Origin of the sequence: Streptomyces alkaliphilus (genome assembly GCF_014141535.1) — a bacterium.
GTDB classification, from domain to species: Bacteria; Actinomycetota; Actinomycetes; order Streptomycetales; family Streptomycetaceae; genus Streptomyces; species Streptomyces alkaliphilus.
Map to the genome: position 1 here is coordinate 1 of NZ_VKHT01000036.1, position 14,946 is coordinate 14,946.

General features: G+C 71.1%; 19 protein-coding genes and 3 pseudogenes. 20 read left to right on the top strand and 2 right to left on the bottom strand.

All coding sequences use genetic code 11. The annotated features are described in order from the left end of the window. The first annotated feature begins 87 nt into the window (after positions 1-87). The 8 genes and pseudogenes from FNQ90_RS02575 to FNQ90_RS02610 all read left to right on the top strand — a co-directional run bounded on the left by FNQ90_RS02575 (position 88) and on the right by FNQ90_RS02610 (position 4,946). Positions 88-510: a hypothetical protein gene (locus FNQ90_RS02575; protein ID WP_228470804.1), complete on the top strand. Its 423-nt coding sequence runs from the start codon at positions 88-90 to the stop codon at positions 508-510. A 228-nt stretch (positions 511-738) separates the two neighbouring features. After that, entirely contained in the window at positions 739-915 is a 177-nt protein-coding gene (locus FNQ90_RS28750; protein ID WP_456115087.1) for a helix-turn-helix domain-containing protein, read from the top strand. 60 nt (positions 916-975) lie between these two features. Then, positions 976-1,086: pseudogene (locus tag FNQ90_RS28755) on the top strand (winged helix-turn-helix domain-containing protein); the annotation flags it as partial. 289 nt (positions 1,087-1,375) lie between these two features. After that, positions 1,376-1,708: pseudogene (locus tag FNQ90_RS28760) on the top strand (transposase); the annotation flags it as partial. 290 nt (positions 1,709-1,998) lie between these two features. Next, entirely contained in the window at positions 1,999-2,217 is a 219-nt protein-coding gene (locus tag FNQ90_RS02595) for a hypothetical protein (RefSeq protein WP_182604751.1), read from the top strand. After that, the gene (locus FNQ90_RS02600; RefSeq protein WP_182604752.1) at positions 2,210-2,677 is read left to right on the top strand and encodes a hypothetical protein; all 468 of its coding nucleotides are present in this window, start codon (positions 2,210-2,212) and stop codon (positions 2,675-2,677) included. Before FNQ90_RS02595 ends, FNQ90_RS02600 begins: the two co-directional genes overlap by 8 nt. Next, the gene (locus FNQ90_RS02605) at positions 2,674-3,456 is read left to right on the top strand and encodes a class I SAM-dependent methyltransferase (RefSeq protein ID WP_182604753.1); all 783 of its coding nucleotides are present in this window, start codon (positions 2,674-2,676) and stop codon (positions 3,454-3,456) included. Before FNQ90_RS02600 ends, FNQ90_RS02605 begins: the two co-directional genes overlap by 4 nt. Then, complete coding sequence (locus FNQ90_RS02610) at positions 3,453-4,946, top strand: hypothetical protein (protein WP_182604754.1); 1,494 nt, start codon at positions 3,453-3,455, stop codon at positions 4,944-4,946. The genes FNQ90_RS02605 and FNQ90_RS02610 overlap by 4 nt, the downstream gene beginning before the upstream one ends. Before the next feature lie 83 nt (positions 4,947-5,029). Here FNQ90_RS02610 and FNQ90_RS02615 read toward each other — a convergent pair whose 3' ends face one another. Together FNQ90_RS02615 and FNQ90_RS26970 are read right to left on the bottom strand one after the other, a co-directional pair. Beyond that, positions 5,030-6,166, bottom strand: a complete 1,137-nt coding sequence (locus FNQ90_RS02615) for a peptide deformylase (protein ID WP_228470806.1) — start codon at positions 6,164-6,166, stop codon at positions 5,030-5,032. Positions 6,167-6,319: 153 nt separating this feature from the next. Further along, positions 6,320-6,502 (bottom strand): annotated as a pseudogene (locus FNQ90_RS26970) (helix-turn-helix domain-containing protein); the annotation flags it as partial. A 213-nt stretch (positions 6,503-6,715) separates the two neighbouring features. On the opposite strand from FNQ90_RS26970, the gene queC reads away from it, so the two are divergent. The 12 genes from queC to FNQ90_RS02675 all read left to right on the top strand — a co-directional run. Continuing rightward, positions 6,716-7,426 carry a 7-cyano-7-deazaguanine synthase QueC gene (queC, locus tag FNQ90_RS02620; protein WP_182604756.1) on the top strand — a complete coding sequence of 237 codons (711 nt, stop codon included), beginning with the start codon at positions 6,716-6,718 and terminating at the stop codon, positions 7,424-7,426. Next, positions 7,423-8,124 carry a 6-pyruvoyl trahydropterin synthase family protein gene (locus tag FNQ90_RS02625; protein WP_182604757.1) on the top strand — a complete coding sequence of 234 codons (702 nt, stop codon included), beginning with the start codon at positions 7,423-7,425 and terminating at the stop codon, positions 8,122-8,124. The genes queC and FNQ90_RS02625 overlap by 4 nt, the downstream gene beginning before the upstream one ends. After that, entirely contained in the window at positions 8,121-8,837 is a 717-nt protein-coding gene (locus FNQ90_RS02630) for a 7-carboxy-7-deazaguanine synthase QueE (protein ID WP_182604758.1), read from the top strand. The genes FNQ90_RS02625 and FNQ90_RS02630 overlap by 4 nt, the downstream gene beginning before the upstream one ends. After that, complete coding sequence (locus FNQ90_RS02635) at positions 8,827-9,276, top strand: DUF6884 domain-containing protein (RefSeq protein WP_182604759.1); 450 nt, start codon at positions 8,827-8,829, stop codon at positions 9,274-9,276. The genes FNQ90_RS02630 and FNQ90_RS02635 overlap by 11 nt, the downstream gene beginning before the upstream one ends. Beyond that, positions 9,273-9,842 carry a phosphoribosyltransferase gene (locus FNQ90_RS02640; protein ID WP_182604760.1) on the top strand — a complete coding sequence of 190 codons (570 nt, stop codon included), beginning with the start codon at positions 9,273-9,275 and terminating at the stop codon, positions 9,840-9,842. Before FNQ90_RS02635 ends, FNQ90_RS02640 begins: the two co-directional genes overlap by 4 nt. Positions 9,843-9,894: 52 nt before the next feature. Continuing rightward, a complete protein-coding gene (locus FNQ90_RS02645) occupies positions 9,895-10,593 on the top strand; it encodes a PIG-L deacetylase family protein (protein ID WP_182604761.1) in 699 nt (232 codons plus the stop codon). Then, positions 10,542-11,297: a WbqC family protein gene (locus FNQ90_RS02650; RefSeq protein WP_228470805.1), complete on the top strand. Its 756-nt coding sequence runs from the start codon at positions 10,542-10,544 to the stop codon at positions 11,295-11,297. The genes FNQ90_RS02645 and FNQ90_RS02650 overlap by 52 nt, the downstream gene beginning before the upstream one ends. Further along, the gene (folE, locus tag FNQ90_RS02655) at positions 11,297-11,896 is read left to right on the top strand and encodes a GTP cyclohydrolase I (protein ID WP_182604762.1); all 600 of its coding nucleotides are present in this window, start codon (positions 11,297-11,299) and stop codon (positions 11,894-11,896) included. The genes FNQ90_RS02650 and folE overlap by 1 nt, the downstream gene beginning before the upstream one ends. A gap of 134 nt (positions 11,897-12,030) precedes the next feature. Beyond that, on the top strand, positions 12,031-12,582 hold the full coding sequence (locus tag FNQ90_RS02660) for a formylglycine-generating enzyme family protein (protein ID WP_323379745.1): 552 nt from the start codon (positions 12,031-12,033) through the stop codon (positions 12,580-12,582). After that, the gene (locus FNQ90_RS02665; RefSeq protein WP_182604763.1) at positions 12,579-13,682 is read left to right on the top strand and encodes a glycosyltransferase family 4 protein; all 1,104 of its coding nucleotides are present in this window, start codon (positions 12,579-12,581) and stop codon (positions 13,680-13,682) included. Before FNQ90_RS02660 ends, FNQ90_RS02665 begins: the two co-directional genes overlap by 4 nt. Further along, complete coding sequence (locus FNQ90_RS02670) at positions 13,679-14,482, top strand: reverse transcriptase domain-containing protein (RefSeq protein WP_182604764.1); 804 nt, start codon at positions 13,679-13,681, stop codon at positions 14,480-14,482. The genes FNQ90_RS02665 and FNQ90_RS02670 overlap by 4 nt, the downstream gene beginning before the upstream one ends. A gap of 17 nt (positions 14,483-14,499) precedes the next feature. Continuing rightward, the coding region (locus FNQ90_RS02675; protein ID WP_182604765.1) for a hypothetical protein at positions 14,500-14,946 on the top strand (447 nt) is incomplete at its 3' end.

Consider the following 14,946-nt stretch of genomic DNA (forward strand, 5'->3'; position numbering starts at 1 on the left):
GTCCTCCTTCATCGGCAACGACCTCCAGTCCCTCCCCGTCCTGCTGCGCTGAACCCCGCCCCTCTTCGTCCCCTCTGCGAGTGCTCCATGTCCAGCCACTTCCGGCCACGGTCCGGCTCCCTTCCCCTCCCGCGACGGGCCGGACCCCGGCCGGTACCGGTCTCGATCACCGTCCTCCTACCACCCGACTGGGACGCGGTGGTCATGCCGGCCACGCTCGGCATCCGCGCGCTGGGCTACTTCGAGGAGCGCCCCCGCGTGCGGCTGGGTTGGATCGCCGCGGTGGGAGGGGTGTGGATCTGGCCGGTGCCCCCGGGCTCCGGCGAGCCGGGGTGGCCGCCGGGAAGTTACCTACCGGCCTGCACTCCCCTCACCCTCCGGCCGCCCGGGGACAGCTGGCCGGGACACCCCCCGCGCTGGATCCGGCGCCACGACGGAGAGGTCCACACCCACCCGGTCGTGCTGCGCGCCCTGCTGACGCACCTGACCACCCCGGTGCGCCACCCCTGAGACCCCGTCCCTGGCCGGATCGATCCGCTCTGCGGCCGGGGACGGACACCACCTCCAACCAACCCGTCAGAACCCGGGCCCGCTGAGCGATGGCTCTCACCAAGAGGATGAATCGCACTATTGATCCAAAACGCTTTGGGTTCAGGCTCGTTGACTGCGTGTGAGTGATCTGGGGGGGATGCGCGGGCCTGGTCGCCGGACGCGCAGGAGGCTGTGCGGTTGCCGGCGGTGTCCGCGCTGGTGGAGGGCCGGGACCGGGCAGAGGTCGCGGCCTTGTTCAGGATGTCGGTCAGGGTCGTGGACAACTGGTGGGTGAGGTGGCAGGCCGGTGGCCGGGACGCGCCGCTGTCGCGGCCGCGAGGCCGCCGCACGGGCGAGCATCAGGTGCTGTACGAGGCCGAGTAGGCCGCTGCGCGGCAGGCCGTACTCGATCATACGCCCTGTGAACTGGGGCTTTCCGGGCAGTTGTGGACGCGGCGGCTGATAGGCGAGCTGATTTTCAAGCTGTATCAGGTCCGCTTCACCGAGCCTGGAGTGGGCAAGTACCTCAAGCGGTGGGGGCAAAGCTTCCAGCGTCCGGACAAGCAGGCCGTCGAGCAGGACTCGGAAGCGGCCCGCCTGTGGCGCGAGGAGACCTGGCCGGCGATCCGGGCCAGGGCGAAGGCGGACAACGGTGAAGTCCTCTTCGCCGACCGGGTCGGGATCCGCTCGGACCAGGTCACCGGCCGCACCCGGGGAGGCAAGGGCATCACTCCGGTCGTCCGCCGCACCGGGAACCGGTTCTCCGTGAACGCGATGTCCGCGATCAGCACCAAGGGGCGGGACGCACTTCATGGTCTTCACCGAGTCCTTCGATGCGAAGATTATGTACCGCTTCCTCGCCCGGCTCGCCGGCCACAAGGACGAGATCGAGCTGCACTTCCTGCCCTTGTACTCACCCGAGCCGAACCCGGACGAGTTGGTCAACGCCGACCTCAAACGCAGGCTGCCGCACACTCACCGGGCCAGGAACCAGAGCGAACTCGCCACCGAAACCCACAGGTTCTTCCACCGCCGACAACGCCAGCCCCTACTGCCGGATGAGAAGTTCGAGGGTCAGCCGGCGCTCGTGCTCGGCTTCGGCCGGATCGGGCACGAGGTCGCTCGTGTCCTGGAGACCCGGCGGATGCGGGTCGCGGTGTTCGACTCCGACATCACCCGCCTGGTCGCCGCGCACGAGGAGGGCTTCCTTACGGGCCTGTCGCTTGAGGACCTGGTACGCGCACCGGCCGCGGCTGGTGATCGGCTGCGTCGGCAGTCGCAGCTTCGGTCTTCGGGAAGCACGACTCCTGCCTCCGCGAGCTTTCCTGGTCAGCACGACCAGCCGGAACTTCGAGTTCGCGCTCGACGAACTGCGCGAGGGCAGCATCGCCGTGCCGGACCGAGGCGTGCTGGGCACCGGCTACCAGCTCGCCGACGGTCCCGGCATCTGCGTCCTCGGCCACGGGCATGCCGATCAACTTCCACCATGCCGAGTCCCTGTCCAACCGCTATGTCGACCTGGTCCTGGCCGGTCTCGCGGTCGGCGCGGTGGCCCTGGCCGGCGGGGACGAGCGGCTGCGCCCGGGCCACAACGTGGCCGCCACCAACGAGATCCTCAGCGAGTCGGGCATCGTCGTCGACTACTACCGGCTCTACGGCCCGACCGCCGGAGCCGGACGTGGCTGAGCGGATCTTCACCCTCGACGACCTCACCAGCGTCCGGTCGGTCTGCGGATGCCTGACCTGCAAACTGAGCGCGGTCTTCGCCGACCACCTCACCGACCTGCGTACCGGCTACCCCGGCACGGTCACCCCGCTGGGCCACCGCGGGGCCGCGCCGGGGACGACCGCGGTGCCGCACTTCCTCACCGTGCGCGTGGGTGACGCGCACGTGGACATCGTGGTGTGGGAAGAGATGCGCCCCGACCAGCTGAGGGCCTGGCTCCCGGCCGCCGAGGCCCGCGCCCGGCTGCCGCAGCTGGCGGCACGAATACCTCTCCTGGTCCGCATCCGCCAGGCCCTCCGCGCCGGCACGTTCACCCCCTCGGGGCCGACGGGCGCCACCCTGGCCTCCGGCGGCCGTTACCCCTCGTTCCGATTTCTCGTCGAGCACTGGCCCCAGATCAAGAAGGAGTTCACCCCATGACCGCTGCCTCCTCCGACTTCGCCGCCGTCGGCACCGACTACGCCGCCTACTCCGAGGGCGGGCGCGGCCTGCTCCGGCACGAGCTCGTGGCGCATCGCGTCCTCACAGAACTCGGTGACAAGCCCGCCCGCGTCCTGGACGTCGGCTGCGGCGACGGAGAGATGCTGCTGCGCCTGGCCACGGCCGGCCACCACGTCACGGGCGCGGAGGTCTCCGCCGAGATGCTGGGGCGCGCCGAGGAGAAGCTGGTCGCAGCCGGCGTCGCGGACCGCGTGCGGCTCGTCGAGGCCGACATCTACGACCTGCCCTTCGAGGGCGAGGTCTTCGACGCGGTCGTCTGCCACGGCGTCGTGATGTACCTGCCCGACTCCACCGAGCCCGTCAGCAACCTCGCTCGGCTCGTCGCCCCCGGCGGCCTCCTGAGCATCCTGACGAAGAACGCCCTCGCGGTCGGGGTGCGTGAGGCCCTGCGCAGTGAGTACGACTCCGCCCTCGCTCAGATCGAGAGCGGCCAGGCGACGAGCATGGGCAACCTCGGCTACGTCACCCGCGGGGACACCCCCGAGCACCTGGACCAGCTCGCCCGCGACAACGGACTGACACCGCTGCCCTGGCAGGGCGTGCGGATCTTCCACGACCACTACCCGAAGAACTGGCACCCCGAGCCGCAGGTGTTCGCCGAGGCGCTCGCGGTGGAGTGGGCCGCCTCCAGCCGCAGTCCGTACCGCGAGCTGGGCCGCCTGGTGCACGCTGTGGCCCGCCGCGAGGCCACCTCATGACCGCAGGCACGGCCATCCGGTCGCTCACCGTCGGCCGTCTCGCCCGGGACCTCATGGCCCGGGCGGGGCAGCCGATGCCGGTCCTGCGCTGCTACGAGTCGCTGGCCGCGATATGGATCCGCGGCTGCGACACCGGCTTGCCGGGAGCGCGGGGCCTGCAGGAGATGACCTCACGCGCGGCGATGCGGCTCGCCGCCGGCGAGGACACCTTCCTCGCTCCCGACTACCACCACATCCCCGACCGGTTACCGAAAGACGAGTCGCTCGTACGTCTGCCGGCGTCCCTGGCCGTGCAGGGGGTGGAGTGGCAGGACGCGATCGTCCTGGCCCGGGTCTGGCTGGAGGCCCGGGAGTGGGGCGGGCCGGTCCTTGTGGCGGGGCTGCGCACCGGCGGGGCGTATCTGGCGCCGCTGGTCGCCGCCCAGCTGAAGGCTGCGGGCGTGGATGTGCGCTTGACGAGCGTGCGGCCCGGGGAGCGGCCGGAGGTAGGGGACCGGCGGGTGCTGCTGGTGGACGACCCGCCGCTGACCGGCCGGACGCTGCGCTCGCTCGCCCGGGAGGTGCCCGGCCCGGCCGGGGCCGAAGTGCTGGTGCCGGTGTTCGCTGCCGGCGATGTCCAGGGACTGCGGGAGGCCGGGGTCGCGGTCACCATCCTGCAGCGTGAGCGGTGGCAATCCACCGGCCGACTGGAGCCGGGCGTCCTGTCCGCCTACCTGGCGGCCGAGGCCGACTGGCAGGGCGTTCCCCGGCCACCGACGGTGGACGGTCTCGTGCCGGGGCGGGAGAACTCCGCGCTGGCCCCGTGGCCGGGCGTGCGGCGCCGCTCCCCGGCCAAGGCCGCCGTCCGGCTGTGCACGCCGGAGGGCGCCCGGCACGCGGTGGCGGGCTGGGTGCCGCCGGGAATCTTCGGTGACGCGGCCCGTGCCGCGGCCACCGGCGTGCGCAGTCCCGTTCCCCCGGCCACGCTCGCCGTGGCACCCGCCCTCGTGATCAGCGAGGACCTCACCACCGTCCACACCCTGCTCGCCCGTGACCTCACCGAGAAGACGATGCCCCGCATCCTGCTCTCCCGCGACGAGCCGGGCAGCAAGACCGACAAGCTCCGCGACCTGCGCGCCCGGTACGGGGCGGGCGCCTACGTCGGCGACACCGGCAGCGATGTCCGCCACACCCACGCCGCCGGTCTGAGCACGATCGCCGTCGCGTACGGCTACGCGAGCCGCGAGGACCTCGTCGCCGCCGGGCCGGACCGGATTCTGGCCACTCCTGCAGATCTGGCCGCCTGGTGTCGAGCCCACACCGGAGCCCGGGGCTCCACCCCGCGCCGGGGCCGTCCCGCGCCACCTGACCCGCATCCCGAACTCCCGAACGGCGCCCCCGGGGCCGGTAGCCCTGCCCAGAAGGCAAACACAATGGCCGACACGACTACCGCGGCGCTGGGCTGGGCTGGCTGGCTGGCTGGCTGGCTGGCTGGCTGGCTGGCTGGCTGACCTGATCAGTCACCACTGCACGCCCCGGCAGCCGCCCGTCGATCGGCGCTGACCGGGCCGCCCTCACGATCCTGCTCACCGGTTCACTGGTAGGTCCAGTTCCGTCCAGTGCCGCGGTACTCCTCCACGGGGATCGGCTGAGTTCCGGGTTCCATGCGGGAGTGGTAGAGCTTGCCGGCGAGGTGGTCGACCTCATGGAGGACCAGGCGCGCCAGGCCATGGTCGAACCGGGTGAGTCGGGGCGTTCCGTCGATGTCCGTATGGGCGATGACGATGTGGAGTGGTCGCGGGACGAGGCCCCGAACGTCGAAGAAGGACAGGCACCCTTCGTACTGACGGTCCGTCTCTGTCGAGACCTCCGCGATCGTGGGGTTGAGCAACACGATCGAGGTGGATCCGTCGCTGGGTGGGACGACAACAGCGGCGGCGCGGCCGATGCCGATTTGTGGGGCGGCGATGCCCAAGCCCTTGCCAAAGTCGTGGAGTTGTTTGACCCGCGAGATTGCGGCGTCGAGTTCGCTTACGACATGTCGTGCCTCGTCGGCCTCGGCGGGGAGGTCGAAGGGCTGGGCGATGGCCTGGAGGAGGATGTCGCCTTCTTGGACGATGCCGGCTGCTGCCATGAGGGCGCTGGGGTTGGGGGTGTTCACGGGCTCGCTCTCTTGAAGGTGTGCGGACTTCAGCCGCCATTCCATTCGGTACCGGGCGTGGAGGGGTGGGTCCAGGGTCGTCCAGGTGTAGACCGTGTGCTCTGCGTCGATGATCTGGGTGGGAGGTGTGCGCAACGGCGCGAAGTTGGCACTCAGGGAGGTCTCGGTGCCCCAGACGGCGGGCTGCAGGGCGGTGGGGAAGGACAAGCTGACGGTGAGCTCGCGGGTGGGCAACCGGACGGCTCGCTGGAACCAGGGGCCCCATTTGTCGGCGGTGACCGAATAGCTATAGGTAATTCCGGCTTCCTGGCCCGGGTAGAGGGGGAAACGGGAGTGCGTGTTCGCGAATTCGAGCCAGACCTCCTTGAAGGCATCGCGGTCGTGCTTGACCACATGCCCCATCTGCTCGTCACCACAGTGCGCTTGAAGCTGGAGTTCTTCCCAGGTCAGAGGATGATTCCGGTAGAGCGCGTTGGAGCGTTCGGGTTCGCCGGGGTAGCGGTCGACGGCGATGCGGACGAGGTAGCGGGTGATCGGCTCCGTTCCGGTGTTGCGGAGGCGCCGATGCATGGTCAGGTGGTAGACGGAGCCGTCGTAGCGCAGGGCTGCGGTGTCTTCCAGAACGAGGATGCCAGTTGATGGCGAGGGCTCAGGTGCCTCTTGAACCGGCCGTCCCCCGGCGTCAGCCTCCTTCCACGCCTTCCATATCTTGCCGCCCGCGTCGAGTTCCTGGTCGAGGCGGCGGACCAGGTCCAAGGAGCCTCGCTCCCTGTCGGATTCGAGGTGGCTCATGTACGACGGCGAGATGTGCAGTCGGCGGGCCACTTCCGCCTTGGTAAGGGCGCGCAACTTCCGGAAGTGGGTCAGCTCGGCCGCGAACGGCGACGGGTGCTCCTGACCTGTCATATGAAGCCCCCGTAGGCGAGTTCGTGAGTTGCGTGAGTGAGTGCGGCTCACCGGTGCCTCATCCTGCCCGCTTCGGGCTCACTGTCACCAGGCGATGGCGGAACTGGTCCGGCCTCGCTCACACAGCTGGCGGATTTCTGTCCGGCGGCAGACCCAGGTCCACAAAATTCAATGCCTCGGACACAGTCCGGGGGGCCTCGGAAGGGCACACCTATGCCTCGAACTGTCGCACCGCGTCACGCGGTGCTCATCTTCTCCGGCGGTTTGGACAGCGCCGTGACGGCCTACAAGCTGTGCGATGAGGGCGTCGCCGTGAGCCTGCTGTCGTTCAACTACGGGCAGCGCCACGTCAAGGAGTTGGCCCACGCCGCGAACCTCGCAGACCTGCTCGGCGTGTCCCACGACATCGTCGACCTGACGTCGCTGGGCCGGATCCTGGCCGGCTCCGCCCTGACCGACCCGGCCATCGATGTGCCGCACGGTCACTACCGCGCCGAGACCATGCGCAGCACGGTCGTTCCGAACCGGAACGCGATCATGCTGGAGATCGCGGCCGGCGCCGCGGTCGCGGCGGGGGCGGACGCCGTGGCGTTCGGCGCACACTCCGGGGACCACGCGGTCTACCCGGACTGCCGGCCGGAGTTCTTCACTCTCATCGAAGCGTCCATGAAGGCCGGCAACGAAGGACACGTCGTAGCCGATTTCCAGCTCATCGCTCCGTTCCTGAAACTCACCAAGGCCGACATCGTGCGTGAGGGCGCCCGTCTGAGCGTGCCCTTCGAACTCACCTGGTCGTGCTACGAGGGCGGCGAGACGCACTGCGGTGCCTGCGGAACCTGCGTGGAGCGCCGGGAGGCGTTCAACGAGGCCGGGGTTGCCGACCCCACCCGCTACGCGGCGGCGCCGAAGGGGACCGCCGGATGACCAGTACCCCGCCCCTCTTCCGGATCGGGAAAAGCTTCCGCTTCGAGGCCACGCGGCGGCTCGACGACGGCACCTACGACGGCCACTCGTTCACCGCGGAGAGCGTGTTGTCCTCCTCGATACTCAGTCCGGAGGGTTTCGTCGTCGACTTCGGCGACCTGGCTCCCCTCAAGCGGTACATCGACGGCACTCTGGACCACCAAATCCTCAACAATGCCGTCAACGACGCCTCCAACGAGGGGATCGCCGAGCACCTCCTCGGGTGGGCGCGCAACCACCTGCCGGCCGAGGTCGCCTCCGTGCTGGAAGAGGTCCGGGTCCGCACCGGGAGACCGCAGCCCCTCCCGTCAGCCGCGTTCGCCGCCTTCGAGGCGTCGCACCAGCTGCACGGGCTGCGCGACGGACATCCGTGCGGGCGTCTGCACGGCCACTCCTACGTGCTCAGCGTGCCCGTCTCCGCCGTCCCCCGGCTCGGGGACGTCCCCGTGCTGCTGCGGAATTACCTCCGCAGCGCCATGCACGGCAGGGTGCTGAACGAGGTGATCCCCGGGTTGAATCCGACCTCGGAGAACCTGGCCCGGCACTTCTCCCAGTGGCTGGCGGACCGAGCCATGGGAGGCGCCGGCTGGAGCGGCACGTGTGTGCGGGTCTCGGAGACGGAGACCAGCTGGGCCGAGTACGTGGGAGGTCCGGCATGAGCACCCTGCAGCGCCCCCGCTTACGCCTCCGGGTCTCGGAGAAGTTCGGCGGCACGGTCCAGGGCGAGGGACCCAGCACCGGGGTCCCCGCGTGCTTCATCCGTCTCGCGTTGTGCAACCTGGTCTGCTCACCGTGCGACACCCCCTACACCTGGGACCACACGCGGTACGACCTCCGCAAGGAGGCGCCCTACCAGCGCGTCGAGGAACTCCTCGCGTGGGCCTTGGACCAGCCCGAGGACCTGGTGGTCATCACCGGCGGCGAACCGCTGATCCAGCTGGCCGGTCTGACCGAGCTGGTCAAAGGGTTGCGGGCCGCCGGCCGGGCGGTGGAGATCGAGACGAACGGCACCATCGCCCCCTCCGAGGCCCTGGTCGCGGCCGGACCGTACTTCAACGTCTCTCCGAAGCTGTCCCGGTTCGGGGCGGCCATGGTGGAGACGCGGCGGCTTCGTCCCGACGCTCTGCGGGCCTTCGTCACCACCGGCCGGGCGCGCTTCAAGTTCGTCGTCTCCGACCCGGCCGAGCTGGCGGAGGTCGCCGCGCTGGAAGCGGCCTACGCGCTGAACGACATCTCCGTGATGCCGGAGGGCACGGACCCGGAGGTGATCCTCACGGGGATGCGCACGCTGGAGCCCCTGGTACGCGAGCGGGGCTACCGCCTCGGCACCCGTCTGCACGTGCTGCTGTGGGGTGACGAACGTGGCCGCTGAACACGATGGCCCGGGCGGGGTCGTGGTCGTGGCGTGCTGCAAGGAGAAGCGGGTGACCACCGACCCGATTCCCGCGCTCGACTTGTACGAGGGGTGGGTCGTCCCGCTCATCCGCGACAGGGTCGCCGGGCACGGCGGGTTGCGCAACCGGGTCCTGGTGCTGTCCGCCCTGCACGGGCTGGTCACCGCCGACGCGCTGGTCTCCACATACGAGCAGCCCATGACCGAGGAGCGGGCACGCGTCCTGGCCGGGACGGCGCCCGAGGTCCTGCGCCGGCATCTGGCCCGTTTCCCCTCCTGCGAGGCCCTGCTGCTGATGGAGCCCTCTTACGCCGAGGTACTGGGTCCGGTCCCGGTGACCAGGACGCGCCTGATCACCGACCCGATGGAACGCCACGCAGAGATCCACGCCGTCCTCGACTCCTGGAGCTGGCCGTGACCACCCGCATCTTCGAGAACCGCCGCGTCTGGCAGCTCACCCCGGGCGAGTTCCTCGCCGCGGCGCGCCTGATCGCGGACCAGGAGGCCGAGCACCGCCCGGCAGCCGTCCTGGGCATCGCCCGCGGCGGTGTCCGTCTGGCCGAGACCGTGGCCGGACAGCTCGGCGTCCCCGCCGTCGTCGTCCGGGCCCGTCACAACGAGCCCGAGGGCATCCAGCAGGCTGCCACCGGCCGGGTCCTCCTCGACGACGAACACAACCAGGACGCCCTCGCCACGCTGTCGGCCTCGGCCCCGCTGCTGGTCGTCGACGACATCTGCGGCGCGGGGGCGACCCTGCGCGCGGTCGCGGACGTGCTCACCACCACGATTAGCCCGTCCGTGCTCCGTACGGCCGTGCTCTGCCGCAACGAGGGCTGCGACTACCCGCTCGGCAGCTGGGGCTGGGACGTCGCCGACTGGGTCCACTTCCCGTGGGAGCCCGAGCCGGAGCACGGCCGCATCGAAGCCCTGCCCCCGCTCACCGCTCTCCGTAGCAGTTCCATGCCGCCGACGACCCGTGCCTGAGCGGCTCCGCCCCAGCCCGTCCCCCTTCCACGGATCAAGAGGAGGCAGGCCCATGTTCGGCCTGAAACCCGGCGACCGCGTTCTGGCCGTCGCCCCACACCCCGACGACGAAACCCTCGGCGCCGGCGGCACCATCGCTCGCCTCACCTCCGCCGGAATCGCCGTACACGTCCTGGCGGTGGCATGCCTGACCCAGCCCCGGTGGGGCACCCCCACCGACAGCCGGCTGCGGCAGGAGGAATTCCACGCGGCCTGCGATGTCCTCGGGGTCACCGGCCGCCGCATCGCCTTCAGCGATGCCGCCCCCGCCCGCGACCTCGCTGGTCACGTCGCGGAACTGGTCCGACTCATCGAGGCCGGCCCGGAGCTGTCCCTGACCGCGCTGGAACCGGCCGCGCTCCTCATCCCGGCCGCGGGAGCCGTCCACCAGGACCACCAGGTCGTCCACCAGGCCGCCTACGCCGCGGCGCGGCCCAGCGGAGCCCTGCGTCATTGGCCCCGAATGGTTCTCGGCTTCCACGGCCCGGAGGACCATGCCTGGAGCCGGGAGGGTTCGCGCCCCTCCGTGTGGGTCGACGTCACCTCCACGGCGGCGGTGAAGGACAAGGCGCTGGAGTGCTACACCCGCGAGCTTCGTGAGGGCGACCACCCGCGGTCCCTCGAGCGGATCCGGGCCATCGACTCCGCGACCGGCGCGGCATGCGGCGCCGAACGGGCGGAGGCGTTCGTGGCTTACCGGATGTCGTGCTGATGGGCGGCGTCCTGGTCGCCCACCAGCCGGCCTACCTGCCGTGGCCCGGCTACTTCTCGCGGCTGGCCGACGCTGATGAACTGGTCCTGCTGGACCATGTGCAGTTCAGCGAACGAGGCTGGCAGAACCGCAACTACATTCGGGGGGCCGCGGGCCCGGTCAGGATCACCGTGCCCGTGCGTCGCCGCTTCGGACAGAGCATCGCCGACACCCGGATCGCCGATGACGCGTGGGCCGGGCGGCACTGGCGCAGCCTGACCCAGACCTACGGGCGCGCCCCGTACTGGCCCGAGCACCGGGAGGCTCTCGAAGCCATCTACCAGACACCGTGGACCCACCTGGCGGGCCTGAACGAGGCGCTGCTGCGGCTGTTGCTCGACGCGTTCGGCCTGCCCGTGGCGATGGTCCGCACCAGCGATCGGCCCCCGGCCGGGCGGCAGACCGACATGCTCGTGGGCCTGTGCCGCGAGCGGGGCGCGACGCGCCTGCGGGTGGGGACCGGCGCGCTGGGCTACCTCGACCACCTTCTGTTGGCCGAGCACGCCATCACGGTCGAGGTCGCCACGTACTCCCATTCCCCCTACGGCAGCGCGCCGGGCTGGCGGCCGGGCCTGAGCGCCTTGGACTTGCTCCTGCACGAGGGCCCGAATGCCGCTTCCGTCCTCCGTGCTGGTGCACGGACCGAGACGAAGGTCAGCGCCTGATGACGAGTCTGGACCACCCGATCCCGCGGCCGCGCGTAGACGGCGAGCGGGTCGCCGACCTGTGCCGGCAACTCCTGGAAGCAGTGGGTGAAGACCCCGAGCGCGAGGGACTGCGGGGCACCCCGCAGCGGTTCGCCCGCTGGTGGACGGAGTTCCTCGACCACGACCCCGGCCGCACGGACACCGTCTTCGAGGAAGACCTGCCCGCCGGCACCGATCGCGTCGTCATCGTGCGGGGCATCGTCGCCTGGAGCCTGTGCGAGCATCATCTGATGCCCATGAGGCTGGAGTTGACGATCGGCTACCGGCCCTGCGGCAGCGTGCTCGGCCTGTCGAAGTTCGCCCGGATCGTCGACGCCCACGCGCACCGTCTTCAGCTCCAGGAGCGGATCGTCGACGGCGTCGCCGCGGACGTGTCCAAAGCGACCGGATCGGCCGATGTCGGGGTGGTCGCCGACGGCGCGCACCTGTGCATGAGCATGCGGGGTGTTCGTCAGGACCAGGCCCGCACCCTGAGCCACAGCCTCAGTGGCGCTTTCGCCGACAGGGGCGCCCTCGGCAGCCAGCTGCTCGCGGCAGCAGGGGCTGGGCAGCGGTGAGCGGCCGAGCGCCCGGACAGGGCCGTCTTTCGCCGGAGGCAAGCCCGCGTGTGCTGGTGAGCGGACCGGTTCTTCCTCCGGGGAACGTACCTGCTGTCCGGGACGCCTCCACGGTAGCGGCTGAAGTGGATCCGGTGGAGTGGATCCTCCTGTCCGGCGGCCGCGTCCCGGCCGGGGAGTGGCACCCCGCCCGGGAGGTGGCCACCCTCTGGTGGGCGGCGACGCCCCTGACGATCGCCGGGGTTCCGATCACCGGCCTGACGCTGCCCCACGCCGCCCAGCTCGCCCACCGGCTCGGAGCACGGATGCCGACGTCCGTCGAATGGGAGTGGATGGCCTCCGGCGCGGTCCGCCGCTTCCCCTGGGGGAACGACACTCCCGGCCGAGACCACGCCAACCTGCGTGGCCTCGGCCCCGGCCACCCCACACCGGTCCGGACCCATCCGGCCGGCCGCACCCCGGACGGTCTGTGGGACGTCGGCGGCAACGTCTGGGAATGGACCACCGCCCCCTGGCGCCGTGACCGCGTCGCCCTGCTGCGCGGCGGCTCCTACCACTCCCTGGCCCAGTACGCCGAGTGCGCCCATGCCAACGACGTCCCGCCCGGCATCGCCTCGCCGGGCATCGGGCTGCGACCCGTCCGAGACACCGGCCCCACCCCGCCGACCCGTGGAGACGCCTCGTGAACGTCGCCCTCGTCCTGCTCACCCACAACCCCGACGAGCCCGCCGGTATCGAGCGCAGCATCGCCGCCCTCGCCGCCGGCCTGCGCGAACTCGGCCACCGGGCCCTGATCATCGCCGCCGGACCAGCCACCGCCGACGACGGCGAGGATCTGCTCCGCCTGACCAGCCTGACCCTGCCCCGACCCGCACTGGAGGAGAATCTCACCGCTCTCCTGGCCGATCCCGCACCCGTGGAGGAGGAGGTCTGCGCGCTTCTGACCGGCTACGCGGTGGACCTGGTGTGCTGGGTGGACGTGGTCTGGGGGCTGGGCTACCTCAGCCCGGCCCCGGCCCAGACGGCCACCGCGCTGATGGTGCACGTCCCACGCACCGACGCCCCCCTCCACCGCAGCCTGGAACACCGCCCGGACCGGGTCCTGACGGTCAGCTACTTCATGCTCGAAGAACTGGCCCGTGAGGGCGTGGACTCCAGTACCTGGGCGGTCGTCCCCAACGCCCTCATGCACACGCTCATCCCTCCGGCGCCGGACGAGCGGGAGGTGTTGCGCCAGCACGGGCCGGTGCGGATCGTGGCCCGGGCCGAGCCGCACAAGGGCATCGCCGAACTGCTGAAGGCGTACCCGGCCGGGCTGAGCAGGCCGGTGCAGATCGTGCTGGCCGAGGCCGGATTCGAGTACTGGTCAGGCATGCAGAACGACGTGGTCACCGAGTGCCGGGCCCTGGCCGCCGACCTGCCCGATGTCGAGATCCTTCCGGCCATCCCCTGGCAGGAGGTTCCGGGCTTCCTCGCGGGGGCGGCTGTCACGGTTGTCTCCTCGACCAGCCCGGAGACGTTCGGGAACGTCGCCGCGGAGGCCCTGTCGGTGGGTACGCCGGTGGTTGGCTACGCACTCGGACACCTGCCGGCCCTCACCGGGCCCGCCGGGCGGATGACCACCCTGGAGAGCGGGCCCGGCCTCCTGTGGGAGGCCGTCATGGGCCTGCTCGAGGACCCGACCGGCTACCGCGCGGCCTCCGCCGCGGGGCCGCGGCAGGTGGCCGCCCATACCCCGGCGGCCGTCGCCCGAGCGTTCCTGGGCGCCACCGGCGTGGCCGGGTGAGTGGGCGGACAGCGGCGCACTCGCTGATGCGGCAGGCCGTCAGCGAGCGAGCGCTGAAACGGGCCGCCCGCCAGTGCATGGGGCGCACCGGCTCACCTGGCGCCGACGGCGTGACCTGGAAGTCCTTCCGGCAGGACATGCCCGCCCGTCTCGAGGCGCTGTCCGCCGCCCTGTCCGACGGATCGTGGCGGCCTGGCCCGCTGCGCATCGAGGAGTTCGAAGCCTGGGGCAAGCGGCACACCGTCACCATCCCCACGGTCGCTGACCGGATCGTCCACCGAGCGCTGCGCAACGCGATCGAGCCCGTCCTGGAGCGGGACGCCTACCCACCCTGGATGTTCGGCTGGCACCGACGTGCCGGCCGGCCCCTCGCGGTCGCCGCAGCCGCACGCCACCTACACGCGGGCCTGACCTGGGTCGCGGACATCGACGTCGCCACCGCCAGCCGCGGCGTCGCCCTGGAGGACGCGGTCGCCTCCGTCGCCCGCTTCGTCCACGACGGCCATGTGCTCGCTCTCCTGCGCCGCGTCCTGACCGCGTTGCCCGACCCACTCGCCCCGGGCAGCGGCCTGAGCCCGATGCTGACCAACCTCCGGATGACCCCCGTCGACCAGCAGCTGAGCGGATGCGCGGTCGTGCGGATGACGGACAACTACACCCTCTTCGCCGCCACCGAACCCGAGGCGGAAGCCGCCTACCAGCACCTGACCGGCCTGCTGATCGCCCACGGGATGAAGCCAGCACCGACGAAGTCGAAGATCTGGCGCCCGAACCCGGAAGACCTCTACGCCGCCGGCTGACAGAAGGAGAGCCCTCGTTGTCCACGACCAACGCCCTGCTGTACTGCGCCGTGAACGGCATCGCCAACAACACCAACGGCATCGGCCGCCAGACCAAGACCCTCCTGGCCACCCTGGCCCGCCGCCACCACCACCTGAGCGCGCGCGCCGGCGCCTTCACCCCGTACCTCGCGGTCCCCGAACCCGGCCCCGCCACCTGGGGCTACAACGAGGACGACCTCCGCTACGCCCGCCACGTCGTCGAGGGTCTCAACGGCCAGGTGATCACCCTGCCCTACGACACCCGCCGCCCCTTCTGGCAGCCCGACACCTGGCGGCAGCTTTCCGGCGAAGCCGCCCGCGCCGCCGGCCACCTCGCCGACCGGCACGACAAGGTCCTGGCCATCGGCGTCGACACCCCCTTCGCCGGACTCGCCCACCACGCCGGTGCCCACCCGAGCGTGGAAGTCCTGCTGGCCTTGTTC